Annotated in this window: 10 protein-coding genes; 4 read left to right on the top strand and 6 right to left on the bottom strand. The window is 74.5% G+C overall.

Annotation, left to right across the window (positions count from 1 at the left end; all coding sequences use genetic code 11):
- Positions 1–138: 138 nt before the first annotated feature.
- Positions 139–1,398 (top strand): M48 family metallopeptidase, encoded by a 1,260-nt coding sequence (locus V6U79_RS16505; RefSeq protein WP_334615129.1) that lies wholly within the window; start codon positions 139–141, stop codon positions 1,396–1,398.
- Positions 1,395–2,519 carry a glycosyltransferase family 4 protein gene (locus tag V6U79_RS16500; RefSeq protein WP_334529371.1) on the top strand — a complete coding sequence of 375 codons (1,125 nt, stop codon included), beginning with the start codon at positions 1,395–1,397 and terminating at the stop codon, positions 2,517–2,519. The genes V6U79_RS16505 and V6U79_RS16500 overlap by 4 nt, the downstream gene beginning before the upstream one ends.
- Positions 2,520–2,667: 148 nt before the next feature.
- On the opposite strand, the gene V6U79_RS16495 is transcribed toward V6U79_RS16500, so the two are convergent.
- The gene (locus V6U79_RS16495; RefSeq protein WP_334615128.1) at positions 2,668–4,776 is read right to left on the bottom strand and encodes an MMPL family transporter; all 2,109 of its coding nucleotides are present in this window, start codon (positions 4,774–4,776) and stop codon (positions 2,668–2,670) included.
- Positions 4,777–4,918: 142 nt separating this feature from the next.
- Between V6U79_RS16495 and V6U79_RS16490 the strand changes: the two genes are divergently transcribed.
- Positions 4,919–6,223: a sensor histidine kinase gene (locus V6U79_RS16490; protein ID WP_334615127.1), complete on the top strand. Its 1,305-nt coding sequence runs from the start codon at positions 4,919–4,921 to the stop codon at positions 6,221–6,223.
- Positions 6,175–6,888 (top strand): response regulator, encoded by a 714-nt coding sequence (locus V6U79_RS16485; protein WP_334615126.1) that lies wholly within the window; start codon positions 6,175–6,177, stop codon positions 6,886–6,888. The genes V6U79_RS16490 and V6U79_RS16485 overlap by 49 nt, the downstream gene beginning before the upstream one ends.
- Here the strand turns inward: V6U79_RS16485 and V6U79_RS16480 are convergent.
- The 5 genes from V6U79_RS16480 to V6U79_RS16460 form a co-directional block, all read right to left on the bottom strand.
- On the bottom strand, positions 6,877–8,580 hold the full coding sequence (locus V6U79_RS16480; RefSeq protein WP_334615163.1) for a putative bifunctional diguanylate cyclase/phosphodiesterase: 1,704 nt from the start codon (positions 8,578–8,580) through the stop codon (positions 6,877–6,879). The two genes, V6U79_RS16485 and V6U79_RS16480, sit on opposite strands and share 12 nt — an antisense overlap.
- Before the next feature lie 76 nt (positions 8,581–8,656).
- Complete coding sequence (locus V6U79_RS16475) at positions 8,657–9,469, bottom strand: SAM-dependent methyltransferase (RefSeq protein WP_334615125.1); 813 nt, start codon at positions 9,467–9,469, stop codon at positions 8,657–8,659.
- Between the two features lie 198 nt (positions 9,470–9,667).
- Positions 9,668–10,336, bottom strand: a complete 669-nt coding sequence (locus V6U79_RS16470; protein WP_007072219.1) for a response regulator transcription factor — start codon at positions 10,334–10,336, stop codon at positions 9,668–9,670.
- Positions 10,337–10,343: 7 nt separating this feature from the next.
- Positions 10,344–12,035, bottom strand: a complete 1,692-nt coding sequence (locus tag V6U79_RS16465; RefSeq protein ID WP_334529355.1) for a sensor histidine kinase — start codon at positions 12,033–12,035, stop codon at positions 10,344–10,346.
- A gap of 14 nt (positions 12,036–12,049) precedes the next feature.
- On the bottom strand, positions 12,050–13,849 hold the full coding sequence (locus V6U79_RS16460; RefSeq protein WP_334615124.1) for an AMP-dependent synthetase/ligase: 1,800 nt from the start codon (positions 13,847–13,849) through the stop codon (positions 12,050–12,052).
- Between the last annotated feature and the right edge of the window lie 134 nt (positions 13,850–13,983).

Here is a 13,983-nt window from a genome sequence, read left to right as displayed (position 1 = left end):
CGGTGCGTGCCGGCGTGCCGACGTCCCGTCCAGGGTCGACCGCGCGGGCAATAGGATGGGCGCTCACGGCGGGAGGAGCGGTGGGATGACCGGGGGACGACGCCACGCCGGCAGGCCGACGACCGACGGGGTGCCGAGGTGACCCCGCGCGGTTGGGCGCTGCTCACCCTCGCCGGCCTGGTGCTGGCGCTGCTCGTGACGAGCGCGCTGCTGGTGCCCTGGCACCGCCCGCCGGCACCCCGCGCCGACCAGCTCGCCGCGCTGCGCGACCTCCCCGTCGACCAGGTCGACCGGAGCCGCGCCTTCCGCGCCGCGCTGCGTCCCGGCACGTACGGCGCACTCGTGGCCGGCCTGCTCGTGGCGCTGCTGCTCGGGCTCACCCCGCTCGGCGCCCACCTGGTCGAACTCGCCGGCCGTCCGTTCGGCGGCCACTGGGCCGCCCGCGCGGTGCTCGGCGGCCTCGCCGTGGTGCTCGTCGCCGACCTGCTCACTCTGCCCTTCGCCGCCTGGCGGCAGGCCGTGCTCACCCGCTACGGGCTCAGCACCCACGGCTGGAGCGGCTGGACGGTCGACCTGCTCAAGTCGTACGCGGTCAGCGCCGTGATCGGCGCGATCGCGCTGCTCGGCTTCTACACCGTCACCCGGCTCGCCCCGCGCTGGTGGTGGGCGTTCGGCGCGGCCGGCGCCGCCGGGCTGGTGGTGCTCCTCTCCTTCGTCCTGCCGGTCCTGGTGGAGCCGGTGTTCAACCGGTTCACCCCGATGGAGCAGGGCGCGCTGCGCACCGAGCTGATGGCCATGGCGGCCCGCGACGGCGTGCCGGTGCGGGACGTGCTGGTCGCCGACGCGTCGCGGCGGACCAGGGCGGTCAACGCGTACGTCTCGGGGCTGGGGCCGACCCGGCGGGTCGTCGTCTACGACACCCTGCTGCGCGAGGCCACCCCGGCGGAGGTGACCAGCGTGGTGGCGCACGAGCTGGGGCACGCGAAGGACCGGGACGTCACGGTCGGCACGCTGACCGGGGCGCTCGGCGCCGCCCTGACCGTGGTCGGGCTCTACCTGATCGGCTCCTGGGCGCCGCTGCTGCGGCTGGCCGGAGTCGACTCCGTCGCCGAGCCGCGCGCGCTCCCGCTGCTGATCGCCCTGGTGACGGTGACCGGGCTGATCGCCGGGCCGGTCCAGTCGCTGGTCTCCCGCCGGGTCGAGGCACGCGCCGACGCCCACGCGCTCGCGTTGACCGGCGACCCGGCCACCTTCGAGGCCATGCAGCGCCGGCTCGCCGGGATCAACCTGGCCGACCCCGATCCGCCGCGCTGGGAGTACCTCTGGGCGGCGTCGCACCCGTCCACCGTGGAGCGGATGGCCGCCGCCCGCGCCTACGCCAGGGAGGCCGGCCGATGAGCCGGACGTTGCTGATCACCAACGACTTCCCGCCCCGCCCCGGGGGCATCCAGTCCTTCGTGCACGGCCTCGCCGTGCAGCAGCCCGCCGGCTCGGTGGTGGTCTACGCCTCCAGCTGGAAGGGCGCCGAGAAGTTCGACGCCGACCAGCCCTTCCCGGTGGTCCGGGAGCGGACCCGGGTGCTGCTGCCCACCCCGCTGGTGGCCCGCCGGGCCGCCCGGCTGGCCCGGGAACACGAGTGCGACACCGTCTGGTTCGGCGCCGCCGCCCCGCTCGGCCTCCTCGCCGCCGGGCTGCGCCGGCGGGCCGGCGTCCGCCGGGTGGTCGCGCAGACCCACGGCCACGAGGTCGGCTGGGCGGCGCTGCCCGCCGCCCGCGCCGCGCTGCGCCGGATCGGCCGAGGCGCGGACGTCGTCACCTACCTCGGCGACTACACCCGGGTACGCCTCGAACGGGCGCTGCACGGGTTGACCGACCTGCGCCGGCTCGCCCCCGGCGTCGACGTGGACACCTACCACCCGTCGGTCGACGGCGAACCGGTCCGGGTCCGGCTCGGCCTGGCGGACCGGCCGGTGGTGGTCTGCGTGTCGCGGCTGGTGCCCCGCAAGGGCCAGGACATGCTGATCCGGGCCATGCCGGAGATCCGCCGTCGGGTCCCGGACGCGGCGCTGCTGATCGTGGGCGGCGGACCGTACCGGGCGACGCTGGAGAAGCTCGCCCGGCAGACCGGCGTCGAGCGGGACGTGGTCTTCACCGGCTCGGTGCCCGCCGTCGAACTGCCGGCGCACTACGCCGCCGGTGACGTGTACGCGATGCCCTGCCGCACCCGTAACCGGGGCCTCGACGTGGAGGGGCTCGGAATCGTCTACCTGGAAGCCTCCGCGACCGGCCTGCCGGTGGTGGCCGGTGACTCCGGCGGCGCGCCCGACGCGGTCCGCGAGGGCGAGACCGGGTACGTCGTGCGCGGCCGGGACGTCGCCCAGCTCGCCGACCGGGTGGCCACCCTCCTCGCCGACCGGGACCTGGCCCGCCAGCTCGGCGCGGCCGGCCGGGCCTGGGTGGAGAAGGAGTGGCGCTGGGAGACCCAGGCCCACCGGATGGCCGCCCTGCTCGCCGGCTGACGACCGGTCCGGATGCGCCGGTCCGGGGCGTGACACCACCGCGAGCGTGACACCGCAGAGGCATCGACATGCTTCTGCGGTGTCACGCTCGTTCGGCAACGGCCGGTCCGGCACGACATGCGCGTGGCGCCTCGAGGAGCGGTCGCGGTCAGGCTCCGGCGGGCACCGGCTCGGCCGGGGCGGTAGCGGCGTCCCGGCGGGACAGCTTCCCGGGCCACCAGGTGCGGGCGCCCAGGTCGAGCGCCAGCGCCGGGATGAGCAGGCTGCGCACCAGCAGCGCGTCGAGCAGGATGCCGACGGCCACGATCACCCCGGTCTGCATCGACGGCACCAGCGGCAGCACACCCAGCGCGCCGAAGGTGGCGGCGAGCACGACCCCCGCGCTGGTGATGACGCCGCCGGTGACGGTCAGCGCGTGCAGCACGCCCCGTCGGTGCCCCAGCCGCGCCGTCTCCTCCCGGGCCCGCGTCATCAGGAAGATCGTGTAGTCGACGCCGAGGGCGACGAGGAACAGGAACGCCTGCAGTGGGATGCCCACGTACAGCTTGGGGTGGCCCAGCGCCTCCAGGACGAGGCCGGCGGCCCCCATCGCGGCGGCGTACGACAGGACCACGCTCACCATCAGCAGCAGCGGCGCGACCAGCGCCCGCAGCAGGAGCACCAGGATGACGAGAACGACCGCGAGCACGAGCGGGATGATCACCCGGTTGTCCCGGCCGACGACGCGCTCCTCGTCCACCAGGACCGCGGTCCTGCCGCCGACCAGCGCCTGGGCGCCGGGCACCTCGTGGACCGTCGCGCGGAGCCGCTGCACGGTCGCCAGGGCGGCGTCGCTGTCCGGCGTGTCGGCCAGCACCGCCGGGATCCGCACCCAGGCGCCGTCGGCGGAACGCTCCGGCTCGTCGACCCGGGCCACGCCGGGCACCGCCCGGGCGGCGGTGGTCACCTCATCGGCCGTACCGGCCGTGGCCAGGATCTCGGCCGGGGACGCCGAACCGCTCGGGTAGTGCGCCGCGATCAGCCGCTGACCGGTCACCGAGCCGACCTCCGACGTGAAGGATTCCTCGTTGGGCAGGCCGATGCTCAGGTTGCCGATGCCGAAGGTCAGCGCGACGAGCGCCGCCGCGGTGCCGATCCAGACCGCGCGGGGCCGCCCCCCGACCAGCGCCGCGATCCGGCGCCAGAGCCCGTGGTCGCCGGTCGCGTCGGCGGTGGCGGCGGTCGGGGTGTGGCGCGGCACGAACGGCCAGAAGATCCACCGTCCGCACAGGACGAGCACCGCCGGCAGCAGGGTGGTCATGGCGAGCAGGGCGGCGCCGATGCCGACCGCGCCGACCGGGCCCAGCCCGCGGGTGGACGGCAGCTCGGCGGCGAGCAGGCAGAGCAGTCCGATCGCGACGGTCGCCGCCGAGGCGCAGATCGCGCCGAACGACCGGCGCAGCGCCACCCGCATCGCCTCGTGCCGGTCGGCGTGCCGGCGCAGCTCCTCCCGGTACCGGGCGATCAGCAGCAGGGCGTAGTCCACGCCGACGCCGAAGACCAGCACGGTCAGGATGGTCTGGCTCTGGAAGTCGACCGTCACCCCGCCGTACCGGGCCATCAGATAGACGATGCCGCCGGCGAACTGGTTGGCGATGCCGGCGGTGATCAGCGGGATCAGCCAGAGCACCGGGCTGCGGTAGGTGACCAGGAGCAGCACCGCGACGGTGGCCGCGGTCGCCAGCAGCAGCGTGAGGTCCATCCCGCCGAACGCGTCGAAGACGTCGCTCTCCGCCGCCGCGTCACCGGTCAGCGCGGTGCGCAGGCCGGCCGGCTGGTCGACGGCGAGCCGCTCCTTGACGTCGGTCACCGCCGCCAGGCGCCCGGTGTCGTCGCCGACGACCGGGAAGGACACCAGCAGGGCCTTCCCGTCCTCGCTGGGCACCGGGGGCGGCACCGCACCGCCGTCGGCGTACCGGGCGAACACGACGCGGTCGGCCTCGGCCTTGGCCCGGTCGGCGTCGGTGAGGCCGCCGTCGCGGACGTAGACGGCGATCGCCACCGGCTTCTCCGACTCCGGGAAGGCCGCCTGCGCCCGCGCGACGGCCCGGCTGCTCTCCACGCCGGCGGGCAGCAGGCCGAGCGTGTCGTTGTCCTGCACCTGGCTCAGCTTGACGGAGAGCGGGCCGGCCACCGCGACGAGGACGAGCCAGAAGACGATCAGGGCGTACTTGCTGCGTCGGCCGGACGGCAGACCGGCCAGTCTTTGCCGGGACATGTCGGGTTCCTCCGAGGATCGGGTTCGCTTCCTGCCTTCGATCCTTCTGGCCGGCGGGCGCCTGAACAGGAGTGTCACGTCCCCGACGCCGGTGGTCCTAGCACCACCGAACCCGCCACGGTCGTGACCGAGAATGGAAACCGTGGACAGCCCCGTACGAGAGTTCGCCCGCCAGACGCTCCGGCCCGGCGCGACCGCCGCCCTCCAGGGCCTGGCCGTGGCGGTGCTCTCGCTGACCACCAACCTCGCGCTGTTCGCGCTGTCGCTGGTGTCGCTGCTGCTCATCCCCGCCTTCGGCATCGGCTTCGCGCTGTTCCCGATGGTGACCGCGCTGGTACGGCTCTCGACCGGGCTGCAGCGCCAGCTCGCCCGGTGGGCCGGCGTGCCCATCGCCACGCCGTACCGGCCGCTGCCGGAGGGGGCGCAGTTCGGCACCTGGCGCCGCTTCCGGTGGGTGGTGGGCGATCCGGCCACCTGGCGGGACTTCGCCTGGCTGGTCCCCGGCGCGCTCACCGGCGGGGCGTGCCTGCTCGCCTTCGCCCTGCCGCTGTACGGGCTGGAGGGCGCGCTCGGGGTGCCGCTGCTGCTCTACCTGATCGCCGACTCGTACGGCTACGGCCTGTTCTGGCCGATGACCAACCTCGCCGAGGCGCTGGCCGCGCTGCCGCAGGGCTGGCTGCTGCTGCTCGGCGGCCTGGCCGTCGCCCCCTGGCTGGTCTGGCTGCACCTGGCCTTCGCCCGGCTCTTCCTGGCCCCGACCCGGGCGGCGGAGCTGGCGCTGCGGGTCCGCCAGCTCACCGTCACCCGGGCCGACACCGTCGACGCCCAGGCGGCCGAGCTGCGTCGCATCGAGCGGGACCTGCACGACGGGGCGCAGGCCCGGCTGGTCGCGTTGAGCATGAGCATCGGCCTGGCCGAGCAACTGCTGGCGCAGGACCCGGCCGCCGCCGGGAAGCTGCTGGCCGAGGCGCGGGAGACCAGCGGCCAGGCCCTGGTCGAGCTGCGCGACCTGGTACGCGGCATCCACCCGCCGGTGCTCGCCGAACGCGGTCTCGACGGCGCGGTCCGCGCGCTCGCGCTGGCCGTTCCGCTGCCGGTGGAGGTCGAGGTCGACCTGCCGGGCCGCCCGGAGGCGCCGATGGAGTCCGCGGCGTACTTCGCGGTGGCCGAGGGGCTGGCGAACATCACCAAGCACAGCGGCGCCGCGCACGCCTGGATCCGGCTGGGTCACGCCGACGGGCGGCTGAGCATCCTGGTGGGTGACGACGGCCGGGGCGGCGCCGATCCGGCGGCGGGCAGCGGACTGGCCGGTATCGGGCGACGGCTCGCGGCCTTTGATGGAACGATGGTGGTGACCAGTCCGCCCGGCGGGCCCACAGTCATGACCATGGAGCTGCCGTGCGAGTTGTCATCGCCGAAGACCTCGCCCTCCTCCGGGACGGGCTGACCCGCATCCTCGAGGCGTTCGGGTTCGAGGTGGTCGCGGCCGTCGACAACGGACCGTCGGTGCTGTCGGCCCTGGTGACCCACCGTCCGGACGTGGCCGTTCTCGACGTCCGACTGCCGCCGACCTTCACCGACGAGGGGTTGCAGGCGGCCATCCGGGCCCGCACCGAGATCCCCGGCCTGCCGATCCTGGTGCTCTCCCAGCACGTCGAGCAGCTCTACGCCCGGGAGCTGCTCTCCGACCGCGCCGGTGGCGTCGGCTACCTGCTCAAGGACCGGGTCTCCAACGTGGCCCAGTTCGTCGACGCGGTACGCCGGGTGGCCGGCGGTGGCACGGTGATGGACCCCGAGGTGGTCTCCCAGCTGCTGGCCAGCCGTTCCGGGGCCGAGCCGTTGCAGGAGCTGACCGCCCGGGAGCGCGAGGTGCTGGGCCTGATGGCCGAGGGGCGGTCCAACGCGGCGATCGCCGCCCGGCTCTTCGTCACCGAGAAGGCGGTCAGCAAGCACATCAACAACATCTTCAGCAAGCTGCGAATGCCGCCGTCGGACGACGACAACCGGCGGGTGCTGGCGGTGCTGACGTACCTCAACGGGGACGACGGCCGGTGGCCGGTGCCGGGGCGGGCCCCGCGTCGTACCGCCGCCGGGCCGTCACTACCCGCCTGAGCCGACCGCCCCGGCGCCGGCCAGGGTGGACAGCGCGGGGGAGCGGTCGAGGCAGCCCGCGGCCGGCCCCGGCCGACCGAAGTACCAGCCCTGGCCGGCGTCGCAGCCGATCGCCCGCAGCCGGTCGGCCTGCCCTTCGGTCTCCACCCCCTCGGCAGTCACCGTCAGGTCCAGCGCGTGGGCGAGCGAGACCAGCGAGGCGAGGATCCGCTCGTCGGTACGGCTGGTCGGGTCGGTCACCGGCGCGCGCAGCCCGGCCACGAACTCCCCGGCCACCTTCAGCTCGGTCACCGGCAGGTCCCGCAGGTACGCCAGGTTGCAGTAGCCGGTGCCGAAGTCGTCGATGGCGATCCGGACGCCCAGGTCGGCCAGGACCCGCAGGGCCCGGACCGGCTCCTCCGCGGTGCTCATCATGGTGCTCTCGGTGATCTCCAGCTGGAGCCGCTCGGGCGGCAGGCCGGTCTGCCGCAGCAGCCCGCCGACCTCCTGCACCAGGCCGGGCCGGTGCACCTGACGGACCGCCAGGTTGACGCTGACGAAGGGCGCCGGGGCGCCCCAGCTCTCGGCCTCCCGGCAGGCCTCGGCGAGCACCCACCCGCCGAGCCAGACGATCAACCCGGTCTCCTCGGCGAGCCCGATGAAGCGGTCCGGGCGCAACACCCCCAGCTCCGGGTGGCGCCACCGGACCAGCGCCTCCACGCCGAGCAGCGCCCCGTCGCGCAGCGAGGTGAGCGGCTGGTAGTCCAGGTAGAACTCGCCCCGGTCGATCGCCGCGGGGATGGCCGCCGAGAGGGCGTACCGGTCCAGCTCGTCGCGGTGCCGGTCGGGGTCGAAGATGGACCAGCGGGCCCCGCCGGCGGCCTTGGCCCAGTGCAGCGTGCTGTCGGCCGCGCGCATCAGCTCGACGGGCGAGGCGCCGGCCACCGGCCGCTCGACGATGCCGACGCTGGCCGACACGGTCAGCTCGTGCCCGTCCACCAGGGCGGGTTCGCCGACCGCGGCCAGCGCCGCCTCGGCGACCCGGACCACGTCGTGCGTGCCGGTGGTCCGCTCGACCAGGACGACGAACTCGTCCCCGCCGAGGCGGGCGACGAGGTGGTCGCCGAGGGTCCGGCGCAGCCGCGCCGCCACCGACACCAGCAGCGCGTCGCCGACCTGGTGCCCGAGCGAGTCGTTGACCACCTTGAACCGGTCGAGGTCGAGGAAGCAGACCCCGATCCGGTCGGCGCCCCGGCCGGGCCGGTCGATGGCGGCGGTGAGCCGCTCGGTGAACAGGGTGCGGTTGGGCAGGTCGGTCAGCGGGTCGTGGGTCGCCTGGTGGCGGAAGCGGGCCTCGCTGTCGCGCAGCGCCCGCTCGGCCTGCGCGCGGGCCGTCATCGCGGCCCGGCGGATCGACTCCTGCTCGTCGAGGGTCCGGTCCCGCAACGCGCGGGCGTACCCGGTGGTCACCGTGGCCAGCAGCCGGGCCATCCGGTCCTCGACGTCGTCGGCGACCAGCCCGAGGTCGCGGACCAGCCGGAGCTGGATGACCTCCACCGTGCGGCCCAGCCCCTCGGCGGAGGCGATGTGCGCGGCGACCAGTTCCGCGCCGACCTGGTGGCCGACGCGGGGGTCGAAGGGCTCCGCCCGCAGCGCGCCGGCCAGCCGCCCGGTGAGCCGGTGCAGCAGCGCTTCCAGCTGCGCCTGGGTCATCGGCAGGTAGCTGGTGCCGGAGACCGCCTTGGCCCAGGCGCGGGCGAACGTCCCCGGGCAGGACGTCGCCGCCGGCTCAGCCACCGAGACGTCCGACGCCACCGATGAAGACGGCCCGCTCGGCGTCCTCGGCGCTCTCCGCCGTCTCGGGGCGCCACTGGGGCACCCAGACCACGCCCGGTTCGACCGGCTCGAACCCGTCGAAGAACGCGGTCAGCTCGGCCCGGTCGCGGATCGACAGTGGATTGTCGGTGCGCCGGTAGACCCGCTCCGCCTCGGCCCGCTCGCCGGTGTGGCCGCGGCTCTCGTCGCTGGCCTGCGACAGCACCAGGTAGCTGCCGGGCGCGAGCGCCGCGCGCAGCGTCCGCAGGATCTCCTCGGGCCGGTCGGAGTCCGGGATGAAGTGCAGCACCGCCACGATCATCACGGCGACCGGCTGGGAGAAGTCGATCAGCCTGGTCACCTCGGGGTGGGCCAGGATCGCCGCCGGCCGGCGCAGGTCCTCCTGGATCACCGTGGCGCCCGGGTTGTCGCCGAGGATCTCCCGGCTGTGCGCCACGGCCACCGGGTCGACGTCGACGTAGACCACCCGGGCGTCGGGGGCGATCCGGTGGGCGATCTCGTGCACGTTGCCGACGGTGGGGATGCCCGAGCCGATGTCGAGGAACTGGCGTACGCCGGAGTCGACCAGGAACTGCACCACCCGGCGCAGGAAGGCCCGGTTGGCCTGGGCCATCAGCGGGGCGTCGGGCACCGCCTCCATCATCGCCCGGGCCGCCGCCCGGTCGGCGGCGAAGTTGTGCGAGCCGCCGAGGTAGTAGTCGTACATGCGGGCGACGCTGGGGCGCTCGATGTCGATGGTGTCGGGTGCCCAGTCCGGCCGCTGCATGCCCTACCTCTTTCGACAAACGCGAGAGCGTCGCCCGCGCGGGCCACCCGGGTATTCTGCCCCTCCGCCGCCCCGGTGCAAAGACCGCCGTCGCTGCGCGGTCGTCCGCTCACCCGGGGTTGTCGACGGCACCCGGACAGACCGAGGGGCCCGGGTCCGACGAGCGGACGCGGACCCCTCGGGCACGCTCGGGAGCGGTCAGAACTTCGGCGCGTCCGGGGCCTCGAGCAGGCCGAGCCGCAGCGCGGTCATCAGCGCCTGCGCCCGGTTGGCGGCACCCAGCTTCTCGTAGAGCTTGGAGATGTGGGTCTTGGCGGTGGACTCGCTGACGAAGAGCTGCTTGGCGATGCCGGCCACGCTCATGCCGTCGGCGAGCAGCCGCAGCACCTGGCCCTCCCGCGGGGAGAGCTGCGGGCCGGAGGGGGCCAGCCGGCGCTTCATCGCCTCGGCCAGGTCGGCCGCGGTGAACGCGCTGGGGGAGGAGGCGGCGTGCCGGGCGGCGGCCACCACCTCGTCGGCCGGCGCGGTCTTCGGCACGAACGCGCTCGCCCCCGCCTCCAGGGCGCCGAAGAGCTGGTCGTCGCCCGCGTACATGGTGAGCACGACGATGCCCATCGAGGCGCTGGACTTGCGCAGCGCCCGGGTGGCCTCCAGGCCACTGCCGTCGGGGAGCCGCAGATCCATGATCACGACGTCCGGCTGGAGCGCGCCGGCCTGGCGTACGCCCTCCGCCGCGGTGGCGGCCTCGCCGACGACCTCGAACTGCCGGTCGCGCTCGAAGGCGTGCCGAAGGCCCTTGCGGATCAGATCGTGATCGTCGACAAGGAGGACCTTGGTACGAGTTGCCGGTGTCGGACTTGTGGTCATCCTCGGGTTACTCCCCTTCTGCTGCTGCGCTGCCACGCACGGTATCGCGCCGGGGCGAAGAACCCACCACCACCGCCACGGTCGTGCCGCTGGGCTGGCGGGGCCTGATCTCCAACCGGCCCCGGATACGTTCCGCCCTCTCGGCCATGATCGCAAGACCGTAGTGCCCGTCCGTGCGCTGGTCACCGATGCCGTGACCGTCATCCGACACTTCGATCTGCGCGTACGGGGGGTCCACCTCGCAGGTGACCCAGAGGTTCGAGGCCCCAGCGTGCTTGCGGGCGTTGGTGACCGCCTCCTGGGCGATGCGCAGCAGCTCAGCCTCGGTGGCGGCGGGGAGTCGGGCGGTGGACTCGTCCAGCGACAGGTGCACCCGCAGGCCGCCGGAGGCGCCGACCGTGCGCGCGTACTCGGCGATCGCGGCGGCCAGCCCGCCGTGCCGGTCCACCTCGCTGCGCAGCTCGAACAGGCTCAGTCGCAGCTCGGTGATCACCCGCGTCACCTCGGCGCGCAGGGTGCGCAGCGCCTCGGCGGTCTCCTTCGGGTCCTCCTCGACGTAGGCCAGCGCGTTGTCGATGCCGTAGCCGACCATCACCAGCTCCTGGGCGACCCCGTCGTGGATCTCCCGGGCCAGCCGCTGCCGCTCCTCGTTGGTGGCCAGCGAGCGGACCTCGTCGAAGAGCAGCGCCGCCTCCAGCCGCAGCGCGGCCGGCCCGGTCAGCGCGGTCACCCGGGACACCACCGGCGGCGGGTACGCGTGCGCGGTGTCCGCCTCGATCACCACCAGGCCGATCGTGCGGACCCCGGCGACCAGCGGGACGATCAGCGCGGAGACGTCCCCCCGCCGGTGCGAGCGGGCCTGTGAGCGGGCCGCGGTCTGCGGCTGCTGGCTGGCCCAGGCGTCGGCGATCGCCGAGTCCGCGTCGAGCGTGGTCTCCCAGTCCACCCGGTCCACGCCCACCTGGGCGAGCACCACCAGCCGGCCGCCGCCGCTGGCCGACAGGACCGCCGCCCGGTCGCCGGGGGCGACGGTACGCAGCTCCTCCAGCAGGTGCTCGGAGATGCCGCCCGGGTCGAGGGTGGCGCCGGGCAGCTGCCGGGCCACCGTGCGCAGCTGGGTCAGCAGGCGGGTCGCCTCCGCGTACGGCTGGGGCTTGCCCTCGCCGCGGACCCGCATCACCTGGTGCAGGGTGCCCGCCGCGTAGAGCCCGAGCGCGGCCAGGATCAGCCACTGCGCGCAGACCGCGAGGTACCCGGGCTGGCCGAGCTGCCGCCCGCCGTCGACCTCGGTGAACGCCCCGGCGACGAGCAGGGTGGCCGCGGTGACCCCGAGCAGCGCGGCGCCCTCCCGGAACCGCCGGCGTAGCGCGGTGACGGTCACCGGCACCGCCAGGTACGGCAGCACCGCCGAGGCGCCGAGCCCGGCGACCGACCCACCCAACGCGGACTCGACGGCGACCTGGCTGGCGGCCAGCCCGATCACCACCGCCTCGGCGAGCCGGCTGAGCGGACCGAGCAGCCGGTGCTCGGGCGCGAGCAGCGAGGGCAGGCCGGCGACCGCCAGCAGGGCGATCCACCACAGCTGGCCGGGGTCCCGGGTGGCGGTCAGGGTCAGGACGGCCACCAGCGCGAGCAGGACGCCGCGGGCGGCGGCGGCGAGGGGACGCGTCTGCGGCCGGGCAGGTGTGGAGGCGGGCACGTGACGGATCGTAGTCAGCCTCGGTAGATGTCCGCGATCTCGGACGCGTACGTCTTGTGCACGATCTGCCGCTTGACCTTGAGCGACGGGGTCAGCTCGCCGGTCGCCTCGGTGAAGTCGCGGGGCAGGACGCGGAACACCTTGATCGCCTCGGCCTTGGAGACGGACTGGTTGGCCTGGTCGATCGCGCCCTGGATCTCGGCCCGCAGCGTCTCGTCGTCGCGCAGCTGCTCGACCGTGGTCTCCGCCGGCCGGTCGTGCGCGGCCAGCCACTTGGGCAGCGCCTCCTCGTCGATGGTGACCAGCGCGCCGATGAACGGCTTGGCGTCGCCGACCACCACGCACTGGCTGATCAGCGGGTGCGCCCGGACCTGGTCCTCCAGCACGGCCGGGGCGACGTTCTTGCCGCCGGCCGTCACGATGATCTCCTTCTTCCGGCCGGTGATGCTGAGGAAGCCGTCGTTGTCGAGCTGGCCCAGGTCGCCGGTGCGGAACCAGCCGTCGGCGCTGAGCGCCTCGGCGGTCGCCTGCTCGTTCTTCCAGTAGCCCTGGAAGATCAGGTCGCCGGAGAGCAGGATCTCGCCGTCGTCGTCGATCCGGACGGTGACGCCGGGCAGCGGCCGGCCGACGGTCCCGATCCTGGTCGCGGTGGGCAGGTTCGCGGCGGCGGCCGGGGAGGTCTCGGTCAGGCCGTACCCCTCGCAGATGGTCACCCCGATGCCGCGGAAGAAGTGCCCGAGCCGGGCCCCGAGGGGCGCGCCGCCGGAGATGGCGTCGCGGCACCGGCCGCCGAGCGCGGCGCGCAGCTTGCGGTAGACCAGCTTGTCGAAGAGCGCGTGCTGGGCGCGCAGCGCCAGACCCGGCCCGTCGGGGGTCTCCAGCGCCTCGCTGTACGCGATCGCCACCCGCTCGGCCCGGTCGAAGATGCCGCCCTTGCCGTCCGCCTCGGCCTTCTGCCGGGCGCCGTTGTAGACCTTCTCGAAGACCCGGGGCACGGAGAGCACGAAGGTCGGCTTGAACTCCTGGAGCTCGCCGACGAGGTTCTTGGTGTCGAGGCAGTGCGCCATGGTGGCCCGGGCCTGCACGACGCCGATCTGGATGAGCCGGGCGAAGGCGTGCGCCAGCGGGAGGAAGAGCAGGGTGGAGGCGCCCTCCCCGAAGAGGTTCGGCAGCACCGGCACGGCGTTGGCGATGTCGGCGTACATGTTGCGGTGGGTCAGCACGCAGCCCTTGGGCCGACCGGTGGTACCGCTGGTGTAGATGATCGTGGCCAGGTCATCGGCGCCGACGGCCTTGCGGCGTCGCTCGACCTCGGCCGGCTCCACCGCGGCGCCGGCCGCGACGATCTCGTCCACCCCGCCCAGCTCGATCTGCCACACCTGGCGCAGCTCCGGCAGCCGGTCCCGGACCCCGGCGACGAGGGTGGCGTGCGCGTTGGACTCGACCACGACGGCGACCGCGCCGGAGTCGGCGAGGATCCAGGCGGCCTGCTCGGCGCTGGAGGTCTCGTAGATCGGCACGGTCACCCCGCCGGCCGCCCAGATGGCGTAGTCGAGCAGGGTCCACTCGTACCGGGTGCGGCTCATCAAGCCGACCCGGTCGCCGGGGGAGACGCCGGCGGCGACCAGGCCCCGGGCGACCGCGATCACCTCGTCGCGGAACTGCCGGCAGGTCACCTCGGTCCGCGCGCCGTCCCCGCCGAGCCGGACGAACTGCACCGCGTCCGGCGCGGCCTCGGCGTTGTCCCAGACCGGGTCGGTCAGGTTGGCCGCATCGCCGATGGTGACGATCGGCGGAACGGAGAACTCGCGCACCTGCACTCCCTCGTGCTCGCACTGCCCTGGCGGGCCGCCCCGGGGGTCGGCTCTGTCGCAACCTACCCGTCCGCCCCGGCCAATGGGACAGGCAGGTTGCCCGCACGCCTACCGGGACGCGGCGACGGCCGCGT

Source organism: Micromonospora psammae (genome assembly GCF_036902725.1).
Lineage (GTDB): Bacteria > Actinomycetota > Actinomycetes > Mycobacteriales > Micromonosporaceae > Micromonospora.
The sequence above is the reverse complement of the archived record's forward strand: the minus strand, read 5'-3'. Positions and strand labels throughout refer to the sequence as shown.

Excerpts from the sequence above, each read along its gene's own strand:
- V6U79_RS16500 (WP_334529371.1), top strand. The coding sequence starts at position 1,395 with ATGAGCCGGACGTTGCTGATCACCAACGACTTCCCGCCCCGCCCCGGG.
- V6U79_RS16495 (WP_334615128.1), bottom strand. The coding sequence starts at position 4,776 with ATGTCCCGGCAAAGACTGGCCGGTCTGCCGTCCGGCCGACGCAGCAAG.
- V6U79_RS16480 (WP_334615163.1), bottom strand. The coding sequence starts at position 8,580 with ATGACCCAGGCGCAGCTGGAAGCGCTGCTGCACCGGCTCACCGGGCGG.
- V6U79_RS16475 (WP_334615125.1), bottom strand. The coding sequence starts at position 9,469 with ATGCAGCGGCCGGACTGGGCACCCGACACCATCGACATCGAGCGCCCC.
- V6U79_RS16470 (WP_007072219.1), bottom strand. The coding sequence starts at position 10,336 with ATGACCACAAGTCCGACACCGGCAACTCGTACCAAGGTCCTCCTTGTC.